Source organism: Sporosarcina psychrophila, from assembly GCF_001590685.1.
Lineage (GTDB): Bacteria > Bacillota > Bacilli > Bacillales_A > Planococcaceae > Sporosarcina > Sporosarcina psychrophila.
Window position 1 is genome coordinate 839,418 of sequence record NZ_CP014616.1, and the last position, 21,901, is coordinate 861,318.

The 21,901-nt window shown below is 41.1% G+C and carries 19 protein-coding genes; 12 read left to right on the plus strand and 7 right to left on the minus strand.

All coding sequences use genetic code 11. From position 1 onward, the window contains the following. The first annotated feature begins 66 nt into the window (after positions 1-66). The 3 genes from AZE41_RS04030 to yhaM are packed head-to-tail and all read left to right on the plus strand — an operon-like array spanning position 67 to position 5,132. Positions 67-1,287 carry a metallophosphoesterase family protein gene (locus tag AZE41_RS04030; RefSeq protein ID WP_067205924.1) on the plus strand — a complete coding sequence of 407 codons (1,221 nt, stop codon included), beginning with the start codon at positions 67-69 and terminating at the stop codon, positions 1,285-1,287. A gap of 9 nt (positions 1,288-1,296) precedes the next feature. Further along, positions 1,297-4,197: an ATP-binding protein gene (locus AZE41_RS04035; protein WP_067205926.1), complete on the plus strand. Its 2,901-nt coding sequence runs from the start codon at positions 1,297-1,299 to the stop codon at positions 4,195-4,197. After that, positions 4,194-5,132 carry a 3'-5' exoribonuclease YhaM gene (yhaM, locus tag AZE41_RS04040; protein ID WP_067205928.1) on the plus strand — a complete coding sequence of 313 codons (939 nt, stop codon included), beginning with the start codon at positions 4,194-4,196 and terminating at the stop codon, positions 5,130-5,132. Before AZE41_RS04035 ends, yhaM begins: the two co-directional genes overlap by 4 nt. A 909-nt stretch (positions 5,133-6,041) precedes the next feature. Here the strand turns inward: yhaM and AZE41_RS04045 are convergent. Beyond that, complete coding sequence (locus AZE41_RS04045) at positions 6,042-6,953, minus strand: peptidylprolyl isomerase (RefSeq protein WP_067205930.1); 912 nt, start codon at positions 6,951-6,953, stop codon at positions 6,042-6,044. Positions 6,954-7,097: 144 nt separating this feature from the next. On the opposite strand from AZE41_RS04045, the gene AZE41_RS22010 reads away from it, so the two are divergent. Beyond that, entirely contained in the window at positions 7,098-7,199 is a 102-nt protein-coding gene (locus tag AZE41_RS22010) for a YjcZ family sporulation protein (protein WP_082786481.1), read from the plus strand. A gap of 84 nt (positions 7,200-7,283) precedes the next feature. Here the strand turns inward: AZE41_RS22010 and AZE41_RS04050 are convergent, their stop codons facing one another. The 5 genes from AZE41_RS04050 to AZE41_RS04070 all read right to left on the minus strand — a co-directional run bounded on the left by AZE41_RS04050 (position 7,284) and on the right by AZE41_RS04070 (position 10,261). After that, positions 7,284-7,469 (minus strand): hypothetical protein, encoded by a 186-nt coding sequence (locus tag AZE41_RS04050; protein ID WP_067205932.1) that lies wholly within the window; start codon positions 7,467-7,469, stop codon positions 7,284-7,286. Positions 7,470-7,529: 60 nt separating this feature from the next. Continuing rightward, on the minus strand, positions 7,530-8,138 hold the full coding sequence (locus tag AZE41_RS04055; RefSeq protein WP_067205934.1) for an HTH-type transcriptional regulator Hpr: 609 nt from the start codon (positions 8,136-8,138) through the stop codon (positions 7,530-7,532). 347 nt (positions 8,139-8,485) lie between these two features. Then, a complete protein-coding gene (locus tag AZE41_RS04060) occupies positions 8,486-8,848 on the minus strand; it encodes a YtxH domain-containing protein (RefSeq protein ID WP_067205937.1) in 363 nt (120 codons plus the stop codon). 349 nt (positions 8,849-9,197) lie between these two features. After that, positions 9,198-9,722, minus strand: coding sequence for a tryptophan transporter (locus AZE41_RS04065; protein WP_067205940.1), 525 nt, complete (start codon positions 9,720-9,722; stop codon positions 9,198-9,200). 113 nt (positions 9,723-9,835) lie between these two features. After that, positions 9,836-10,261, minus strand: a complete 426-nt coding sequence (locus AZE41_RS04070) for an HIT family protein (RefSeq protein ID WP_067205943.1) — start codon at positions 10,259-10,261, stop codon at positions 9,836-9,838. 311 nt (positions 10,262-10,572) lie between these two features. Between AZE41_RS04070 and AZE41_RS04075 the strand changes: the two genes are divergently transcribed. From AZE41_RS04075 to AZE41_RS04100, 6 genes are all read left to right on the plus strand, one after another. After that, entirely contained in the window at positions 10,573-11,322 is a 750-nt protein-coding gene (locus tag AZE41_RS04075) for an ABC transporter ATP-binding protein (protein ID WP_067205945.1), read from the plus strand. Beyond that, a complete protein-coding gene (locus tag AZE41_RS04080) occupies positions 11,306-12,517 on the plus strand; it encodes an ABC transporter permease (RefSeq protein ID WP_067205948.1) in 1,212 nt (403 codons plus the stop codon). Before AZE41_RS04075 ends, AZE41_RS04080 begins: the two co-directional genes overlap by 17 nt. Before the next feature lie 228 nt (positions 12,518-12,745). Further along, positions 12,746-12,982 (plus strand): IDEAL domain-containing protein, encoded by a 237-nt coding sequence (locus AZE41_RS04085; protein WP_067205951.1) that lies wholly within the window; start codon positions 12,746-12,748, stop codon positions 12,980-12,982. Positions 12,983-13,138: 156 nt separating this feature from the next. Beyond that, positions 13,139-15,121 (plus strand): excinuclease ABC subunit UvrB, encoded by a 1,983-nt coding sequence (gene uvrB / locus AZE41_RS04090; protein ID WP_067205953.1) that lies wholly within the window; start codon positions 13,139-13,141, stop codon positions 15,119-15,121. Between the two features lie 7 nt (positions 15,122-15,128). Further along, on the plus strand, positions 15,129-18,002 hold the full coding sequence (gene uvrA, locus AZE41_RS04095; protein ID WP_067205956.1) for an excinuclease ABC subunit UvrA: 2,874 nt from the start codon (positions 15,129-15,131) through the stop codon (positions 18,000-18,002). 181 nt (positions 18,003-18,183) lie between these two features. Continuing rightward, positions 18,184-19,389, plus strand: a complete 1,206-nt coding sequence (locus tag AZE41_RS04100) for a DUF4097 family beta strand repeat-containing protein (RefSeq protein WP_231885761.1) — start codon at positions 18,184-18,186, stop codon at positions 19,387-19,389. Positions 19,390-19,789: 400 nt separating this feature from the next. Here AZE41_RS04100 and AZE41_RS22015 read toward each other — a convergent pair whose 3' ends face one another. Then, entirely contained in the window at positions 19,790-19,966 is a 177-nt protein-coding gene (locus AZE41_RS22015; RefSeq protein ID WP_082786482.1) for an N-acetylmuramoyl-L-alanine amidase, read from the minus strand. Positions 19,967-20,123: 157 nt separating this feature from the next. Here AZE41_RS22015 and hprK point away from each other — a divergent pair, with 157 nt between their 5' ends. Further along, positions 20,124-21,050, plus strand: a complete 927-nt coding sequence (hprK, locus tag AZE41_RS04105) for an HPr(Ser) kinase/phosphatase (RefSeq protein WP_067205961.1) — start codon at positions 20,124-20,126, stop codon at positions 21,048-21,050. A gap of 30 nt (positions 21,051-21,080) precedes the next feature. Then, positions 21,081-21,890 (plus strand): prolipoprotein diacylglyceryl transferase, encoded by an 810-nt coding sequence (gene lgt, locus AZE41_RS04110; protein WP_067205964.1) that lies wholly within the window; start codon positions 21,081-21,083, stop codon positions 21,888-21,890. Positions 21,891-21,901: the final 11 nt, after the last annotated feature.

Here is a 21,901-nt window from a genome sequence, read left to right on the forward strand (position 1 = left end):
TTCGCAGAGTCTTTTTATTTATGGTAAAATAGGAACAAGTATTCGCCGAATGAAGGAGGGACTAACTTGTCAACAATCCGATTTATCCACACAGCCGATTTGCATCTCGACAGCCCGTTCAAAGGCATGACTGGCTTACCAACAGATCGCCTGAATAATTTACGTGACAGTACCTTTGCAGCATTTACTAAGGTGATTGAGCACGCAGTCAAAACGAAACCGGATTTCATGTTAATCGCGGGTGATATTTACGATGGGGAAGATCGGAGTTTACGTACGCAGATGAAGTTCCGGGAAGGGATGGTGAAATTGGATACAGCAGGCATTCCAGTATTCATTTCACATGGCAATCACGACCATCTTAGCGGAAGATGGACACGATTTGACCTGCCTCCGAATGTGCATGTTTTCGATGAGCATGTTGAAACAGTGCGTCTGACCGTGGATGGTCAAGAAGTGTTGATTTCTGGGTTTAGTTATCAGGAAAGGCATATCCGTGATAAAGTGATTGACCGTTATCCTGTAGCTGAAGGTCAGGATGCGATACATATCGGGATGTTGCACGGTAGCTTGGCGGGAGATGAAACACATGCCGTTTATGCGCCATTCACTAAAAATGAGTTGCTAGCTAAGCGGTATGATTACTGGGCGCTCGGGCATATCCATGTGAGGCAACAGCTGCATGAAACGCCTCCAATCGTTTATCCGGGAAATTTACAGGGGCGTCATCGCAATGAGCGTGGTACAAAGGGATTCTATGAAGTTGAACTCTCGAAAACAACAGCATCTCTTCATTTCATCCCGGCATCAGCAATTGTCTTTGATAGACTCGAATTGCCTTGTGCAGGAATGAGTCATGCGAATGAGTGGCTGACGGCATGTTCGGAAGTGCTAGAGTCATTTAAAGAGCACAATGGCGCGGGAATTGTGGAGCTGTTGCTGACTGATATCGATCGTGAAGCTGCGAATCTATTCAGTCAATCGCCGGAGGGAGAATGGTTGGAGGTCCTGCATGATTATGTGGGTGAAAGCGAACCCTATGTCTGGGTGCAGAAGATTACATTTGCGAGTCAGTTGAATCCATCTATGGCATCAAGTGCACTGATGCAATCAGTTGCTGGGATGATTGATGGTTGGACGACGGAAGACTGGAAGGATGTTTTAAAAGATGTTTACCAGCACGCACGTGGCGTCAAATATCTGGATGTTTTGACTGCAGATGAAATAGATGAAGTGAAAGCCGGAGCAACAGCATTGTTGGCGGCGGAAATGTCAGGAATGGAATGAGGTGTTTACATGAAAATTGAAAAACTAAACATTTATGGATTTGGAAAACATGAAAATGTCACGGTGGATTTTGGACAAGGGATCTCTGTAGTTTATGGATTGAATGAAGCTGGGAAAACGACTATTCAGCAGTTCATTCTGCATATCTTATTTGGATTTCCACCAAAAAATAATGCGCATTTACGCTACGAACCGAAATCGGGCGGCAAGTACGGTGGGCAAGTTCATCTTATAGATGAAACATATGGGAAATGCATCGTTGAACGGATCCGTGGAAAATCTGCTGGTGATGTTACTGTCTATTTCGAAGATGGAACGAAGGGCGGAGAAGAGCAATTGAACTCGCTACTTCGCCAGTATGACCGTGCTTCATTCGAATCCATTTTTTCATTCTCTTTGTTACAGTTGCAGGGATTTGAAAAAATGGATGAAGACGAATTAAGCAGGACACTTCTTGCTTCGGGGACTACTGGTGTTGACTCTTTGTTACAGCTTGGAAATCGAATGGAAAAAGAACTGGGGGATTTGTTCAAAAAGTCGGGAAGAATTCCGGAGATGAACGTCAAGATCATGGAACTTCGGGAATTGGAAATAGAGTTGAAAGAAGAGCAGGAAAAAGTGGGAGAATATGCACCCTCGATTGAACGAATACGGGAAATCGATGACTTGCTTACAGAGTTGCGAGGACAGGAAGCGGAACTTATGCAAGAATCACAGAAGCTCGCTCTCGTGCGACAGCTACTCCCCCTTCATCAAAAGAAACAAGCATTGGATGCAAGACTATCGCAATTAAGTGAAATAAAATTTCCCACAGATGGTATCAGGCGCTATGAAATGCTTGCGGGGAAGTTAACGGAAGCCGAAGTTACTAAACGACGATTGGAAGAAGAATTAGCAGAGCTAATGACACGAATGCCTGAACAGCACGAATTTGAGCGCATTGCTGAACTTGAAATTTTACTGGCGAAAGAAACAGAGTGGCATAGATGGCAAACAGCGGTTACTTTTGAAGAAGAAAACGTGAGTCAGCTAACTAGTTCAAAGAGACGTCTGCTTGATAGACTTGGTGTCAAAGGGCTTGAAGCGGAAAATACTATTTTGGAGGCAGATGTTTCAATCCAAAAGGAAGAACAGATGCACAAAATTATTCAAGAACTTACTGAAGGCGATCAGCAAATTGGCTTTGTGAATCGCCAACTCATCCAAGTGGAAAATGAGTTAGGTGATACGGAAACTGAAATTGGTGGAATTGAACGCACTGCACCTGCCGTAGAGGAATTAGAACGTGTACTGCAGTGGCCGAAAATTCGTCAGCAACTTGCTGAAGCGAAAGCCTATATTTCACTAAGCAGAAGACCGGTTGAACAGAAATCACTGATGATACCTGCACTTCTTGTCGTACTTGCTGTCGCGTTCATCGTTTTCGGTTTCATCCAAAAAGAATGGTTCATAATTATAGCTGGTGTTATTGTTATAGGATTAGGTATTCTAATTTATTCGAAAAAACAGCATCAAACGCCCGATTCAGCAAAACTGAAGCAGATGGAAAAAATCATTGCCGCATATGATGGAAATGAGCATCAAATGGAAGAACTTACAGACCGAATTGGCATGTACAAGCGCAAGAAAGAAGATTTACAAGAAGCGTTTATGGTACTTGAAAGGAAATTTCAATCGTTGACATCCGAGCTTGAAAATACCTATAGCAATAGACGGAAAATCGAATTAGAACTGGTCGATTTTTTAGGACTTTATGGTTTCGATGAAATACCTTCAACCGGGATTATCCCGGAATTATTCCGTATGATTCGAGAAGTTCAGGAAGTTACTAGAGAGTTGAATGATGCCTTGTTACGGCGACAAACGATTCAACAACAGATTGCTGTGAGGTTAGCAGAAGCTGAAAAAATAGTGCGGAAATTTGCACCACAAGAAACAGTTTATGAGATGCTGAGAAGGGAATTCATTCACCTTAATGAACAGGCAGAAACAATCAGGTCATTGACAGTTGCTTTAGAACGCAAAGAATCAGCGCTGAAAGAGACATCCAGCCTTGTAAACTCGTTGCTGGAAAAAGTGCAGGCTCTGCTTGCTGAAGCAGCAGTAGAAACGGAAGAGGCCTTTTACGCCGCATACAATAGCCACCAGGAAGCGTTTCGTTTAAAGGGGCAACTTGAGGATGTCAATGCTCAATTAGCATCATATGGCCCTCTTGAATTGCCTGATGGCGTTGTGGATGAAGAGTTGCGAAAAAAAGTGAATGATATTAGCGGAACACTATCATCGATTAGCGAGAGGCTAAATGTCTTAATCAATGACAAGGCCGCACTTGTTAACAAAACGGAACGACTACTGACAGATGAAAATTACGGTCGTAAACTGCAACACTTCGAAATGAAAAAATCGGAGCTCGCAGAACTCGTAAAAAAATGGTCTGAGCGCAAAGCGATTACTGAAGCAATCAGAAGAACAATGTCGGAGTTGAAAGAAAAGAAATTGCCAGAAGTACTTGAAGCGGCAGAAAAATTGTTTTGTGAACTGACGGGTGGAAATTATGAATCACTTCGTGTAACGGAGACGGGTCATTTCGAAGTAGTAGCGAAAAATGGAATGCGTTATCCCATTGTAGAGCTGAGCCAGGCTACAAAAGAGCAAGCCTATATTTCGCTTAGATTGGCGCTTGCGGCATCTATAATGAATACGGCACCTTTTCCACTAATGTTGGACGATCCATTCGTTCACTTTGACGAAGAGCGACTTTCGCGTATGATTGAACTACTAGACAATCTACAAAACAAGCATCAGTTCATTTATTTTACATGCCACGAAGCGATGAAGGATAAATGGCAGGGGGCAACAATACTAAACGTTTCCGATATCGGAAGCGAACAGGGAGCGATGGTCTTATGAAGAAAATTGCAGAATATAATGCAGGCGAGCCGTTTGATCTTTTCTTGCTAATTAAGCAATCAACAAAAGGAGTTACCACACAAGGTAAACCGTTTATGACGCTTATTTTGCAGGATAAAAGTGGGGATATTGAAGCGAAGTTATGGGATACAACAGATGAACACGCGAAAACATATGCCGCAGCATCGATTGTCAAAGTTGGCGGGGAAGTACATGAATACCGTGGGAAAAATCAGTTGCGCATTAAAAGTATACGTCCCGTAAAAGAGGATGAAGGGGTGGCGATTGCCGACCTAGTTCCGTCATCGGCAACAAGTAAAGAAGTGCTATACGAAGAGCTGATGCAGTATTTCTTTGAAATGCAAAATCCACAAATCCAACGAATTACGCGTCATTTATTGAAAAAGCATCAGACAGCTTTCATGACGTACCCTGCTGCGACAAGAAATCACCATGATTATGTATCGGGTCTTATTGATCATGTTGTTTCCATGCTGAAACTTGGAAAATCGTTAGCGGATCTGTATCCATCACTCAATAAGGATTTATTGTACGCGGGAATTATCTTGCATGATGTTGGGAAAGTAATTGAACTTTCAGGTCCAATTGCAACTCAATACACGATTGAGGGGAATCTGCTAGGTCATATTACGATTATGGTCAATGAAATTTCAAAAGCGGCTGACGAACTTGAAATTACAGGTGAAGAAGTTATGCTGTTGCAACATATGGTTTTATCTCACCACGGTAAGGAAGAATGGGGAAGCCCGAAACGTCCAATGCTGAAAGAAGCGGAAATTCTTCATTACATCGATAACATTGATGCGAAGATGAATATGTTGGATCGTGCACTTGGCAAGACGGCTCCTGGTGAGTTCACTGAAAGAATTTTCCCGCTGGATAACAGGTCATTTTATAAACCATCAATTGACTAACCAGTAAATAACGTAATCAACCACAAGGCGCTCCAAGTACAGTTGTTTTAGATCGCTTTGGATTGAACGATTTCTACACCATTACCGTGATATCTTAATCTATAGGGATGCGACTTTGTCGTATCCCTATAGATTTTTTCGGTAATCGAATGGTGGTCATTCATCCGTCGCCCTTCTAAGACACAAGTACACGAAGTGCTAAAGCTTTTTGGGATGAAAGAATAGTTGGTTCTTATCTGGGTAAAGGCCGCCAAAGATACAATTTTGGCGGCTCACTCCTTCTTTATGGTTTTTTCTTTTTTATTGTCTAGGAGGTTATAAAATCTCGTACCCTGGATGAGTTAGAACATTGAGATTTTACGTCTAGACACTAGTACTTTAGATCTTTTAAGGAAGTGTCAATTTCTACAGGATATCACATGTTGCCAAGCCTGATTTTGCTAAGAGTAAGTAAGGAACGCATTGTAGAAAATGCAAGCGTGCCCGAAATTGTATCTTCGGGCACTTATACCTTCTGTGAAAAGTTATCTATTCTTATTTTCCAAACAATTGCAATTTTCACTAGAACGTTGTAGGTACGAGACAGGCAACTAATGGCAACAGAATTATCGAAAAGGGGGTGGCTAGAAGTGACGAAGTCACTTCTAGCCACCCTTGTCCCACGATAAAAATGTAGTGATTAGTTTAGCCGAAAGCGAGCCGGAAACGTACTAGTCCAAATGAAGACTTTTGCACCTACCTTACCAGTATCTTATGCAAGAAAATGGTTAATCAACAGACTTGGAATAACATATATTGAACTAGCAAACACCTCCGAAGGTCAGGCGTCTTTCGGAGGTGTTTGTTTGTACGTTTAAATACCCCAATAAAAAAAGACCCCTGAAAAGGAGTCTTGAATTGTTATTAGTATTACTTAGTTTCTTTTTCTGTTTCTGCTTCTTTTTCTACTTTAGGTTCTTCCAAGAATACATCAAGTGCTGATTTCAAATCTTTATCTTCAACTTTTACATCAGCATCTTTCATTAGCTTAGATACTTTCGGGATAATTGTACTTGGATCTGCTTTCTCAAGTTGTATTTCTTTAGTGAGTTTTTCTTTCTCTTCTTTAGTCATTTCCTTAGCTTCGATGTCACGTTTTTCTGTAACTTTAATAATGTGGAACCCGTGTTCCGATTGGACCGGCTCACTGATTGTGTTCACTTCAAGTGCATATGCAGCATCCCAGAATTCTTTGACCATTTTACCGTAGCCAAACCACCCAAGATCCCCACCGGATTCTTTTGCAGCCGGTTCAGTCGAATTCTTTTTCGCTACTTCAGCAAAATCAGCTCCGCCTTCAAGTTCCTTTTTGACTTTAAGTGCAGTCTCTTCATCCGCAACTAGGACGTGTTTGGCATTCAATTCTGTAGCCATCATTTTAACGCGCTCTTCGATTTCCTTATCTGTTACTTCAACGCCATCAGTAAGAGCCGCTTCTTGTAACATGTTGATACGAAGGATTTTTTTCAAGCTCTTCTCAGTGTGACCTTGTTGAGCGATATAAGCATCGAAACCTTCACCTAATTGTTCTTTCATTTCATTGATTGCTGTATCAACTTGCTTATCAGAGATTTTATATTTTGCATCTAATACTTTTTCAAGGACGAGTAGTTGTAATGTTTGTTCACCTTGAGCATCCTTCATTTCGTTATAAAGTTCACTTTGTGTTACATTTCCGGCTTTTGATTTGACAAGAACTTCATCACCGGCATTCTTGTCGCTGCACGCTGAAAGTGCAAGTACAGATGCGGCCATTGTAAGTGCTAAAATAGTTTTTTTCATTTTGAAATCTCCCCTAACTTTTATGTGCAACAGTAGACACTATACCATAAAAACGTATCTAAAACAAAAAGGTTCCCCTAGAATATACTGCCTACAACGAGCCAATTGTTTTGCATAGGATACATAGAGAGAGGGGGTGCTCCTATGAGCGGATATGACCAAGGTTCCCATGGTACTTCGGGATTTGCGTTGATTGTTGTTTTGTTCATTTTATTAATCATTGTCGGTGCAGCCTTCCTGAATTAATTCCAGAAAAGCTCAAGGCGTTAGGCGCTGAGGGTATCGATAATGGAAAAAGTCCATTTCCCGTAAAAAAGGGAATGGACTTTTTTATACTTGTAACAGAATCTCGACGTAAAATGACACGATTAAAATGGTTACAAGAACGTTAACGGTTGTGTATATTTTCTGTTGCTTCTCTTCAGGGATTTCCTTAGATTCACATAGTGCATACGTCATTTTATTGATTTGAAACAGATATAATAACGAGAACAGAATTGTAATAATAAGGATCAAATCTATTCCTCCTCTTTAACTTCCCAAGGCAATCATAGCAGAAGTTCTTCTAAAATGAAATTAATTTTCCTCTGCGCTAAATACTGGGTTTTTAAGTTCTTCGTTACTTTTCGTATGATTAATAGCCATCATTTCACCGGTGGAGTCATCATATGATTCTTTGATTTTCTCAAAGCCGCGCTCAAATATTTCCATAAAATCTTCCCCATAAATATTTCGGACAACGGACATTACTTCGAGGAATTCTGGGAACTTTCCGTAAAGGTCTTTAATAGGGAGTGATCCCTCTAAAATATCATGTTTAGAATCATAGTAGTTCATGTTCATCTCGAGTATCAGTTTTTCCCCTTCTTCTGTAACTTCAACATATGTATTTCTTCTGTCATCATCTTTTTTATAAAACCGTAAATAATTACGTTCTTCTAGCTTCTTCGAAAAGTTGAAAGCTGTCGAAACATGCATGACTCCAAATTTTGCGATGTCAGAAATGGTTGCGCCTTGAAGATGGTAAGAAATCCATAAAATATGATGCTCATTAATATTCAAGTCATAAGGTTTTATCCACTGCTGCCAATCTTTTTCTACTGCTTTCCAAAGTGCTTTTGACATCTGTGCAACCCTTTGACTGAAAATCATTGCTTCTTTCGGAGAGTACTTTTGCTCTGACATTGGAAACACCTTCTTTCTATATTTTCCCGCTTCTTTTATTATAGCAGGAAAGCAAAGGAGAGAAAAGTAAAAATTGTGAAAAAGCTTTCGATTCAATAATAATATTTGGGGAAATGGGTATGAAAATAAGGAATGCGGCCGTATCCACTAGTTAAAACCTATATAATGTAGGTCTCTCGTGGAGGGTTGACTGCATTCCTTACTGGTGGATAGTATTTACTTTTAACTTTTAACTTAAATTAGCATTCAACCCCAGCTTTTATAAGTGGGAACAAATTCCCTGCTGGTCCAAGCCTCCGAGGGATATTACAAATTTGGGACGTAATTACGCCGAAGCATAATTGACATTACTTTTGCTGTTTTGCGAAGTTCTGCTCAAGCTCTTCAATAGCGGTTTGGATTGCTGCAATTTCTTTTTCCATGCGTTCCCGATTAGATTCCGTTGATTGTTGCCACTGATCTACTGAACCTTTAATTCCATCAATTGCTGTTGGAACTGTTTCTTTTGCTTCTTTCGTAAGGTGGGAAATGGACTCTTTTAAATCATCGACTTTTACTTTTACATCTTTGAACAAAAATTTCATGTCGCTTGAAGCATCCCTGACGGATGTCCGAAGTTGACTTCCCGATTGGGGAGTCGAATACAATACCGTAACAGCAGCTGCAACTGAACCTGCTGCGAGTCCGATGAAAAATGTAGATGCTTTCATTGTATAATACACTCCTTCCTGTTATGAATAGTATTCCTTACTCTAGTTTTATTAAAACATTTAAAAAGTGCCTGAGCAATAAAAACAAGCGCAAGTGACCTGTTTAGACGCTACTTTATATTTTAAACTACATGTGTTGAATAACCAGTAAATGACTGCTTACTCCTTTTCTATAGCATTTCCTTTTCGAATTAGGGGCAGTGTCACTTTCAATATAGCGTAGCACTGTTACTTGTATGATCTTTTCTTTAGTAAAAGCGGAGGGGTGCCCGAAATTTCATCTTCGGGTATATTATACAGGCGACAAAAAAAGCTCTCCTCGTGGAGACGGAAAGCTTTCGCTAAAATTTCAATTGGAAAATGCAGTTTTAAACGAGGAGCGTTTGACCAAGCCCTTAACAATCGGGTATATCAAGAAAAATGCAATTCCGTTCATCGCAACAGCTGGAAGTACAACCCCCAAGAACAAACCACCGAACGGTAAATCTACTCCAAGAATGAAAATGGCGATTGAAAGGAAGATGCTTCCTGACAATACAGTTCCAATACCTGCGACAACAGTGGAAGCAATCAAGTTACCTGTAACTTTTTTTAGTGAGATAATAATAGCGTAGATTACGAATGCGGTAATGAACTTATCAATTACATTGGGGATGAATCCGCCAGGGAAATTTGAAAAAATACCTGATATAATACCTGTTGTTCCAGCAAGTAACAAAACATTGCGTACTTCAGGGAACAGGAATATGCTGATAAACATCATTGTCAGCATGAAATCCGGCTTCATTCCTCCAGCAATCGGGGGAATAATCAGGTAAAGTGCAGCACCTACAGCAGTCAATAAAGACATTAACACAAGACTTTTCGTTTTCATTTCTAATCTCTCCTCGGCTCATCTAGTATTTTGTGTTTTTCCTGTCGTATCCTCATGATCAACAGCGAAAAACTTATTATGAATCATACACGGTATTCAGATAATTCACAAGCTTATTTTTGTAATTTCATTCGAATTCCAGCTGCAACTTCCTGAATTCGTTCCATACTTGTTTCAGATTCCTTCGTTTCAAACGTAAGTTGGAAGCCGTCAGTTTCATCATAGCGAGGGATGAGGTGTAGGTGTGAATGAAAAACGGCTTGTCCCGCATATGCGCCATTGTTTTGTAGTAAATTCATTCCAGCTGGTTTGAATTCATCTTTTATGGCATTGGCGATTTTGGGTACGACGGAAAATAGTTGTGCCGCTTCTTCAGCAGTTAAATCATAGATATTTTCACGATGTGTTTTCGGGATGAGAAGGACATGCCCTTTCGTTACAGGTACAATATCCATGAAGGCAAGAACGTGCTCATCTTCATAAACTTTAACGCTAGGGATCGTACCTTCAATGATTTTACAAAAAATACATTCAGTCATTTTCAACACTCCTGTTCATATTTTCATGAATGGGACAAGTGTAGCATAATTTTAGATATAGGTTGAAATATTGAATACGGTAAACTAGCGTAGGAGCCTTACAGGGGGAGACGAAGGCAGTCTAAGTTCGCGACGTCGTGTCGCAACAAGGAGGGATGTAGGTCAATCCCTCCCTCCCCACTGCATGACCTGCATCCTACAGGTCCAAGCTTTATTCGATTGCAATCATTCAATACTATATCGGTTGATATGAAGGAAAAAGCTTTTTGTAGCGTTTTTTGCTAAAATGAATGAAAGAATGGAGGATGGATATGGAAATTCTTGAATTACAAGACGTAACAGGCGGTTATACACGTAAACCTGTTCTGTATGATTTGTCATTTAACATCGGACAAGGTGAGTTAGTAGGTTTGATTGGACTAAATGGGGCGGGAAAAAGTACAACCATTAAACATATTATTGGATTAATGAATCCTCATAAAGGTGAAATTCGTGTCAACGGGGTGACATTCAGTGAGGATCCCGAAAAGTATAGAAAAGCGTTCACTTATATACCGGAAACGCCGATACTCTATGAAGAATTGACGCTTAGGGAACATCTTGAACTGACAGCAATGGCATACGACCTTGATAAAGAAGTGTTTGAAGCACGGTCTGATGAGTTACTCCGGGAATTCCGAATGGAGAAACGTCTAAACTGGTTCCCAGCGCATTTTTCAAAAGGGATGCGTCAAAAAGTAATGATCATGTGTGCTTTCCTCGTTAATCCATCTTTATATATTATTGATGAACCATTTGTGGGTCTCGATCCAATCGGCATCAAATCACTTTTAGAGCAGATGACGCAGAGAACAGAAAATGGGGCTTCCATTCTCATGTCAACGCATGTATTGGCAACTGCGGAAAAATATTGCGACAGGATCATCTTGCTGCACGAAGGACGGGTGCGAGCAGAAGGAACGATGGATGACTTGAGAAATGCATTCGGACGTCCTGGCGCGTCACTGGACGACTTGTATATCGCGATGACAGAGGAAACCGACAATGAACAATTTGCGTGAAATATGGGGATCTCGGTTCGTCCATTATATAACCGAGCTCCAAAAGTATTTGAAGTATGTATTTACAGGCCATTTGGCAATTGTCCTTGTCTTCACAATTGGGGCGGGGGGCTTTACGTATAGCGAATGGTTGAAGGAAGTGCCAGCGGAATTCCCTGCAGCGTTGCTTACGGCTCTCATACTTGGATTAGCGCTCACCTTTTCGCCGCCAGTGACGCTATTGAAACCTGCTGACACGGTTTATTTCCTACCACTGGAACAAAAGCTTATTACGTATATGAAACGGGCTTTGAGTTGGAGCTTCTATTCCCAATTGCCATTACCATTTATTTTATATATTGTGGCGTTGCCGTTACTTTCAGCTACAGGGACCGGTTCAAAGATGGAATACATCGTTATCGCAGTTTTGATACTAGTTATTAAGCGAGTATTCATTGAGTCGGAATATAATTTCAGACATGTTTTGGATGGAAAAGGGATCTGGCTAGATAGGGCCGTCCGGTTTTTATTGGCGGGAACCATAATTTATGCAGGTCTTGAAGGAAGTCTAATTATACTTCTGATTATTGGTGTACTCATTGTACTGTACAACTTCTATTGGCGAAAAAAGAGAATGCTAAAACCATTCCCTTACGATCATTTCATATCACTCGAACAGAATCGGATGATGCGTTTTTACCGTTTTGCCAATTACTTCACAGACGTCCCGCATTTGAAAGGATCCATTAGTAGAAGAGCATGGCTCGGTTTTGCGATGGGATCCCCGAATTTCGGTAAGCCTGTAGCACAACCGTATTTAATCAGACGTACATTTATACGCACGGATGATATTTTTTGGCTCTGGGTAAGGCTCACTGCTTTATCGGCGCTTGGAGCGATTTTCATCCCGTTTCCGATTGTTGTATTTATTTTCGCAGGAGCGCTTGCATTTGCCTCTGCCGTACAACTTATCCACGCATTGCGGGCAGGGGACGATTTTCGGATGGATATGCTATTTCCTGAAAAGGAAGACACCCGTCCAGATGCAATTAAAAGAATCGTTCGTACAGTCCAATGGATTCAGGCGGCAGTAGTCACATGCGCTGCACTGTATCTCTATGGGGTTTCTGTAACACCTCTTCTTGTCGGGGCTGTCATTCTCATCATCTCTGAGGCTACTATCAGATTGACTGTAGAGAAAAAAGAATATGACTAAGAAAAGTCGCCCCGTTTGCAATCATTTGCAGACGGGGCGTTTGTTTGTAGAAAAGGAAGTATGAATTTCTCGTCATGGAACAGTGTCTAGACTCGGGGGGGCTTAACGGCGCCTTACGCTTTTCTTTGATAAATTATGACTAAATATAAAAATAGAATATTCCAATAAACCTTGCAACTTATCTCTGAAATTAGATATACTAAATAAAAGGCATCAGGGGTGATAGGGATGGAGAACAATTATTCATATGCCGAGTTTTTAAAAGCTGTAGGGAAAAACAGTACTTCGCTCCAAGCGGAAAAACTGCTGAATGAAATTTATTTAGATCTTTTTTTGAAACATATACACAGAGAGCAGACAAAGAGTAGGTTCATGGGATTGATTGACCTTGCGCTTGACAGTAGGGATGAAAGCGCATTCCTGCTGTATTCCAAAAGACTGGGGAAACTTGAAGAGAATGATTGAAAAATGCAAGGACGCTACATGTTGAGTAGACATGCAGCGTTTTTTTTGTGTGTTTATAAAAGTGAAAATTAGTGAAAAAACGTACGTTCGCTTTTTGCTCGTCAAAAGATGGGTAAAGTGATAAGATAGATGTAACTGATAGAGGAGGTTTTTCCGATGGTCGGAAAATTCAATTTGCAAGCCCCTTATACACCACAAGGCGATCAGCCGTCTGCAATCGCACAACTATTAGAAGGACATAACCGAGGTGAGAAGCACCAAACTTTGCTCGGTGCAACCGGGACTGGAAAAACATTTACCGTGTCGAATGTCTTGACGGAGATTAACAAACCGACTCTCGTTATCGCTCACAACAAAACGTTAGCGGGTCAATTATATAGTGAATTTAAAGAGTTTTTTCCTGATAATGCAGTCGAATACTTTGTCAGTTTCTATGATTATTATCAGCCAGAAGCGTATATCGCGCATACTGACACCTTCATTGAAAAAGACTCAAGCATCAATGATGAAATTGATAAATTACGTCACTCTGCAACATCTTCCTTATTTGAAAGGAATGATGTACTCATTGTTGCATCTGTCTCTTGCATTTATGGTCTAGGTTCCCCAGAAGAATACAGCGCACATGTTGTTTCTCTTCGTCCAGGTATGGAAATCGGACGCAATGAACTGCTTCGCAGATTTGTAGATATTCAATACGAACGCAATGACGTAAGTTTCACTCGAGGTACGTTCCGGGTACGCGGCGATGTTGTTGAACTTTTGCCAGCATCCCAGGATGAACATTGCTTACGTATCGAGTTTTTCGGTGATGAAATCGAACGAATTCGCGAAGTGGATTCACTGACAGGCGAAATCCTCGGTGAACGTGAACACGTTGCCATATTCCCCGCATCTCACTTTGTTACTGGTGAAGAAAAAATGGTGAAAGCAATTGAAAACATTGAAATTGAACTGGAAGAACGTTTGAAAGAGTTTCGTGCCCAGGACAAATTATTGGAAGCGCAACGTCTTGAACAACGGACACGCTATGATCTTGAAATGATGCGGGAAATGGGCTTCTGTTCGGGTATTGAAAACTATTCCCGTCATTTAACACTCCGTCCTGCAGGAGCGATACCGTATACATTGCTTGACTATTTCCCAGATGATTTCCTCATTATTGTAGATGAAAGTCATGTCTCATTGCCACAAATCCGTGGTATGTATAACGGTGACCAGGCACGGAAAAATGTCCTTGTTGACCATGGTTTCCGTTTGCCTTCAGCACTCGACAACAGACCGCTTACATTCCAAGAATTCGAAAACCATGTCCACGAGGCGATTTATGTTTCTGCGACACCAGGTCCTTACGAAATTGAGCATACTCCTGAGATGATTCAACAGATTATCCGCCCGACTGGTCTACTAGATCCGACAATTGAAATACGTCCGATTGAAGGACAGATTGATGATTTGATAGGTCAAATAAGAGAACGGACTAAAAACAATGAACGTGTTCTAATTACGACGTTAACAAAGAAAATGTCCGAAGATTTGACCGATTACTTGAAGGAAATTGGTATAAAAGTTCAATACCTTCATTCTGACATTAAAACACTTGAACGAATTGAAACGTTAAGAGAACTGCGAATAGGCACATATGATGTCCTTGTGGGTATTAACCTCTTAAGAGAAGGGATAGACATTCCTGAAGTATCGCTTGTTGTAATCTTGGATGCTGATAAAGAAGGGTTTCTACGTTCTGAGCGAGCACTTATTCAGACGATGGGTCGTGCTGCCCGTAATTCCAATGGACATGTCATTTTATATGCAGATAGAATGACGGACTCCATGGCGAAAGCAATTGGGGAAACGGAGCGACGTCGGGACATTCAACGAAAATATAATGAAAAACATGGCATAACACCTACGACAATCAAAAAGGAAATCCGTGATGTGATTCGTGCAACAGCAGTATCAGAAGAAGCTATTTCCTATTTAGAAAAAGTAACACAAGGCAAGAAGTTGACAAAAGACGAAAAAACAAAGCTGCTTGTAACTTTGGAAAAAGAGATGAAAGAGGCAGCGAAAGCACTCGACTTCGAACGTGCTGCTGAACTAAGGGATACAATCATGGAATTGAAGGCTGAAAGGTAGGGTTTTTATGAAGAATAAAGAAATCATCATACAAGGCGCACGAGCGAATAATTTGAAAAATATTAACATAAATATCCCTCGTGACAAATTGGTCGTCATGACAGGTCTTTCGGGGTCAGGGAAGTCCTCCCTCGCTTTCGATACAATTTACGCGGAAGGGCAGCGAAGGTACGTTGAATCATTATCTTCTTATGCGCGACAGTTTTTAGGTCAGATGGACAAGCCGGATGTGGATGTCATTGAAGGGCTATCACCGGCAATTTCAATTGATCAAAAGACGACGAGCCGCAATCCCCGCTCGACCGTAGGAACTGCAACGGAAATATACGACTATCTACGTCTTCTTTATGCACGTGTTGGCAAACCAATCTGCCCGATTCACGGAACGGAAATTTCGTCCCAAACGATTGAGCAAATGGTTGACCGCCTTATGAAATTACCAGAACGTGCGCGAATTCAAGTTCTGGCACCGATTGTTTCAGGTCGTAAAGGAACACATGTGAAATTAATCGAAGATATTAAGAAGCAAGGGTATGTACGAATTCGAGTCAACGGTGAAATTATAGATCTTGACGACAATATTGAATTGAACAAAAACAAGAAGCATACGATTGAGGTTGTCATCGACCGGATTGTTATGAAGGAAGACATTGCGCCACGTCTGAGCGACTCTCTTGAATCGGCTCTACGTCTCGCGGATGGTACTGTTTTGGTTGACGTCATGGACGGGGAAGAAATCCTGTTCAGTGAACACCATGCTTGTCCATTATGCGGTTTTTCAATTGGCGAACTTGAACCAAGAATGTTTTCATTCAACAGTCCGTTTGGCGCTTGTCAGGAATGTGATGGACTGGGGACAAAGCAAGAAGTAGACCCGGAATTAATCGTGCCAGATCCAACGCTGTCGTTAAAAGATCATGCAATTGCGCCATGGGAACCGACAAGCTCCCAATACTATCCGGAACTTTTGAAAACTGTCGCGAATCATTTTGGCATATCAATGGATGTACCGGTAAATGAATTGCCAGACGATGAACTTGATAAAATATTAAATGGCTCGAAAGATGAAAAAATTCGATTCCGTTACACAAATGAATTTGGTGGAACGCGGGATAGCAATATTTACTTTGAAGGTGTTTTGGCAAATGTAGAACGCCGCTTTAAAGAAACTTCTTCAGATTATATCCGTGAACAGATGGAGAAGTATATGTCACAGCGGCCATGTCCAACTTGTGCTGGCTACCGGTTGAAGGAAGAGTCACTTGCGGTAAAAGTGAATGGCGTCCATATCGGAAAAGTGACGGAATTGTCCATTACTGAAGCAGACCAGTTTTTCAAAAACCTTGTGCTATCTGAAAAAGATACACAAATTGCGAAGCTTATATTGCGTGAAATTGAAGAACGTCTCGGATTCCTAATTAATGTTGGACTTGATTATTTGTCGTTATCGAGGGCGGCAGGAACGCTATCCGGCGGAGAAGCTCAGCGAATTCGATTGGCAACGCAAATTGGTTCAAGGCTGACAGGCGTTCTTTATATTTTAGATGAACCATCAATTGGACTTCATCAACGAGATAATGATCGGCTTATCGGTACATTGAAAAGTATGCGCGACATCGGCAATACACTGATTGTTGTTGAGCATGATGAAGATACGATGATGGCTGCCGATTATTTAATTGATATCGGACCCGGCGCTGGTGTTGCTGGGGGGGAAATCGTTTCTGCAGGAACGCCTGAAAAAGTTATGAATGACCCTAACTCACTGACGGGTCAATATTTGAGTGGTAAGAAATTTATCCCGCTTCCATTGGAAAGACGTAAACTGGATGGACGAAAAATCGTCATTAAAGGTGCATCTGAAAATAACTTAAAAAATGTAAATGTAGATATTCCGCTTGGACAATTCATCGCCGTAACGGGTGTTTCAGGATCAGGGAAAAGTACGCTAATCAATCAAGTTCTTTATAAAGTACTCGCACAGAAATTGAATCGTTCTAAGCAGAAACCGGGACAATATAAATCTGCTATAGGTCTTGAAGAGCTTGAAAAGGTCATTGAAATCGACCAGTCTCCAATTGGACGGACGCCTAGATCCAATCCTGCTACTTATACAGGCATGTTTGATGATGTACGGGATATGTTTGCTTCTACGAACGAAGCTAAAGTCCGCGGTTATAAAAAAGGTCGTTTCAGCTTTAACGTTAAGGGTGGTCGTTGTGAAGCCTGCCGTGGCGATGGAATCATTAAAATCGAAATGCACTTTTTACCGGACGTCTATGTACCTTGTGAAGTTTGTCATGGGAAACGATATAATAGAGAGACACTGGAAGTTACCTATAAAGGGAAAAACATTGCGGACGTACTCGCTATGACAGTCGATGATGCACTCGTGTTTTTTGAAAATATACCGAAAATTAGCCGTAAGCTTCAGACGATTGTTGATGTAGGACTAGGTTATATTAATCTAGGCCAGCCGGCAACAACATTATCAGGCGGGGAAGCACAACGGGTGAAACTTGCTTCTGAGCTGCACAAACGCTCCAATGGAAAGTCATTTTATATTCTTGACGAACCGACGACGGGTCTTCATGTCCACGATATTGCCAAACTACTTATCGTATTGCAGCGCCTTGTCGATACAGGGAATACGGTACTCGTTATCGAACATAACCTGGATGTCATTAAAACCGTCGATTACATTATCGACATAGGTCCTGAGGGTGGTGATAAAGGCGGGAAAATTATCGCGACAGGTACTCCGGAAAAAGTCGCGGAATCGACAGTTTCCTATACAGGTTATTATTTAAAACCGGTACTTGAGCGAGAACGAAAACGAATGGACATGATGATTGAAGATGCAGAAAAGGTTTCGAAATGAAACCTTTTCCACATCCATTCGTATATATAGTATGTTGAACAATTGAATACCTATATAAACTGAGTGAAGGCGCCTTACTAGGCGAGCAGTAGCGAATTTAATGGGATTCTTTATTTCAACCTTTACTAGTTAGTCATAAAATAACGGAGAAATCCGGAACACCACAATACTAGGAGGCGTAATGATGCAAAATGAACGGAAACGGATTTTAGCAATGCTGGAAAACGGTACGATCACGACCGAGGAAGCATTGACACTTCTAGAAACATTAGGGAAAACTGGTCAAGTGGAAAAAAGCCCAGAAGCTAAACAGACCACTGTAAAGGCACAAGAATTGGAAAAACAATATAGTGAACCAAAACAGCAAGAAAAAGTAGATCCATTCGAAAAGGCTGAGCCCATTATCGAAGACAAGGATCAAGATCAGCCTTCTATGGATGAATTCCTTGAAGATTTGACTAAAGATTTTACCAACGTCGGCGATAGATTCATGCAATTCATGCAGAGCGCTGTTCAAAAAGTGAAATCATTTGAATTTGATTCTCCATTTGGCAATACGGTTACGTTTGACCATACAATAACTAAGCCAGCAACCGAAATCGACGAAGTTATCATTGATATCGACAATGGAAAAGTGACAATCCATACTGGTGAAACAGAAGAAATACGAGCAGATTTCACGGTGAAAACCTACAATAGTGAGTCAGAAGAAAAAGCGAAAAAAGATTTTCTTGAAAAGTTATTGTTTGTTAATGACGAAGGGAAAATTAGAATTTCAAGCGATTTGAAAATGGTTCAAGTAAATGTTGAATTATTCATCCCGAAAAAGGATTACGCGAGAATTTCCGCACGTTTGCTGAACGGCTCATTTAAAATGAAAGATGCCACCGCTGAAAAGGTAAAAGTGAAGACTGCAAACGGGAAAATCGAGATTGCTGGCTTGACGTTCAAAAATGGTGAATTTGAAACTGTGAATGGCTCAATCGGTCTAAACGATGTGACTGCTACTACAATTGAAGCAGAAACACTCAACGGCCGTGTGTACATCGATGGCGCTGTGAAAGATGTGGAGGCACAATCTTTAAACGGACATGTTGTGGTTACAACGACAGATCTTGCAGCTGAAAAAATCGAAGCAAAAACAATGAGCGGTACAGTTGAAATTTACATTCCAATAGGAGTCGCTCTATCAGGTGAAATTGCATCCAATATGGGTCGGTTGGACTTAAAGCTTGAAGATGTCGATCGAACTGTCGAGCAGGAACAATTGCTACATCGGACAATTCGTTTTAAAAAGGATGTAGAAGGAAATCCATCTCCGTTACACATTTTTGGTGAAGCGAAAACGGGTTCTGTTCTCGTTTGTTATAACGCGAAAAAAGAATAAAGAAATAAAAAGGACTGTTGCTACACCGATTTCGGTGTAGCAACAGTCCTTTTTAATTGAAATGAAATTGCCGATTATATATTCGGGACTACCTATTTGGAGTTAACTAGGTGGTATACCTCAATAGTATAATGAACAAATCTAGCGAAGGAGCGACAAGCGTGAGGCCATCACCAAGCGATAAAGCGGTATTGGAAGAACATTCTATTTGATAAGTGCTGATTATAGAGCCATTAAATCGGGAAAAGAACTCTGTCGGTTTTGATAGTTACCACGACAATTGCTTTCTCCCTATCAAAAAATATTTATTCTCTTGATAAATATAAGTTGATAGTGCGTGAGCAATTGCCCTTGCACACTGAGGTCTATATACTTTCTTCATTAATAACGCGGCTTCTTCTCAATTTGTCATGAATGCGCACTCAATAAGTATCGCAGGCGTCGGGGTTTCACGTAGGACAGCGTAGTTCGCTTTCTTCACGCCGCGGTCTGTTCGATTACAAGCTGTAAAAGCGGAATTCCCGCAATAGTCCATCTGTTTAGTGTGTTCCCGCTGTCTTGGGACCGTGCCCTGCATCAATCATTATTGTCGTCAAAATCTTCCCCTCCTTATCCTCTATATATGGAAAAAGAGTTTAGAGGTGGACAGTTTCGGCACTAAATCATTTCATTTGAAAAAGAGCATGGTAAAATAGGCTATAGACGTTTGGAATATATAGAAAAGGGGCGAGTTAATGTCTTATGTAACAGTAAAGGACGCACAAGAAAAACTTTTTCTTGAACTATGCGCAGGCGAAGCCGGCATCGAGCGTGAGATACATACGAGTGATATTTCAAGACCAGGCCTTGAAATGGCTGGTTATTTCAATTACTACCTAGCGGATCGTGTTCAACTATTGGGCAAGACAGAGCTATCATTTTTCGCGAACTTAACCGAAGCAGAACGGATAGATCGGATGAAAAGACTCTGTTCAGAAACTACGCCGGCCATCATTGTGGCACATGAAATGGAAGTGCCGGTTGAATTGATTGAGGCTGCTGAAAATCAAGGCATTCCTGTCTTGAAAACGGATGTTCCAACGACGCGATTTTCGGGTATGCTGACGAATTATCTAAGTGGCAGACTTGCACCAATGACAGCCATTCATGGAGTGCTTGTAGATGTTTATGGAATAGGGATACTGATCACGGGTAAGAGTGGTGTAGGTAAAAGTGAAACAGCGCTTGAACTTGTGAAAAGGGGCCATCGACTTGTGGCTGATGACCTTGTGGAAATTAGACAGGTAGCAAAAAATGTGTTGATTGGAAATGCACCAAAACTACTTGAACATATGCTTGAAATCCGTGGAGTCGGGATTGTAGATATGATGACATTGTTCGGAGCCAGCGCCGTGAAGAGCGATAAACGAATTTTAATTATCGTCGATCTTGAATTTTGGGATCAGGACAAGATTTATGACCGGCTTGGTATTGATGAAGAAAAGATGAAAATTATGGATTCAGAATTGACGAAGCTGACTGTGCCGGTAAGACCTGGGCGTAACTTGTCCGTTATTATTGAAGTTGCGGCAATGGATTATCGAATGAAAAAACTTGGAGTCAATGCAGCAGAGGAGTTTACGAAAAAACTTGCTGATGAAATTAAAGTGAATCGAAAGTAAATGATTGATAGAGAAAGGATAGGTTAATACATGTTTAATGTACTGGCAATAAACCCGATTGCATTTTCGCTAGGTTCGCTTGAAGTCAGGTGGTATGGGATTTTAATTGCGCTGGGGATTGTCCTCGCATTCATTGTTGTTCAAAAGGAAATGGTTAAGCGCGGGATGCATCCGGACTTTTTGACGGATCTGCTCATTTGGGCCGTTCCAATCGCGATTGTTAGTGCGCGAATCTACTATGTTATTTTCTCGTGGGATTATTATAAAGACAATCCGGGACAAATTATTCAAATTTGGCAAGGCGGCATCGCTATCCATGGTGCATTAATTGGTGCCTTCATTACGACATACTTCTTCACGAAAAAGAGAGGTATTTCATTCTGGAAAGTGGTCGATATCGCAGCAGCTGGACTGCTGATTGGTCAAATTATCGGTCGTTGGGGCAATTTCATGAATCAGGAAGCGCACGGAGGTCCTGTTTCGGAAAAGTTCCTTGAAACAACGATTATTCCTGATTGGATTATGAACCAAATGACGATTGAAGGCGTGACGTATCATCCGACATTCCTTTATGAATCTATGTGGAATATTGTGGGACTTATCATCATTATCTTGTTGCGCAAGGTGAATTTGAAGCGCGGCGAAATGTTTCTATTTTACCTTGTCTGGTATTCTGCTGGACGCTTCTTCATTGAGGGGATGCGAACAGACAGCTTATATGTCATAGGTGAACTTCGGGCGGCGCAGCTAGTATCGGTTATCACAATCATTGTTGCTATCGCGGTATTCATAGTGAGAAGATATGTTCAAAAAGTAAATGTGAAGTATCAAGATAAATAAGAAGGAGTTTG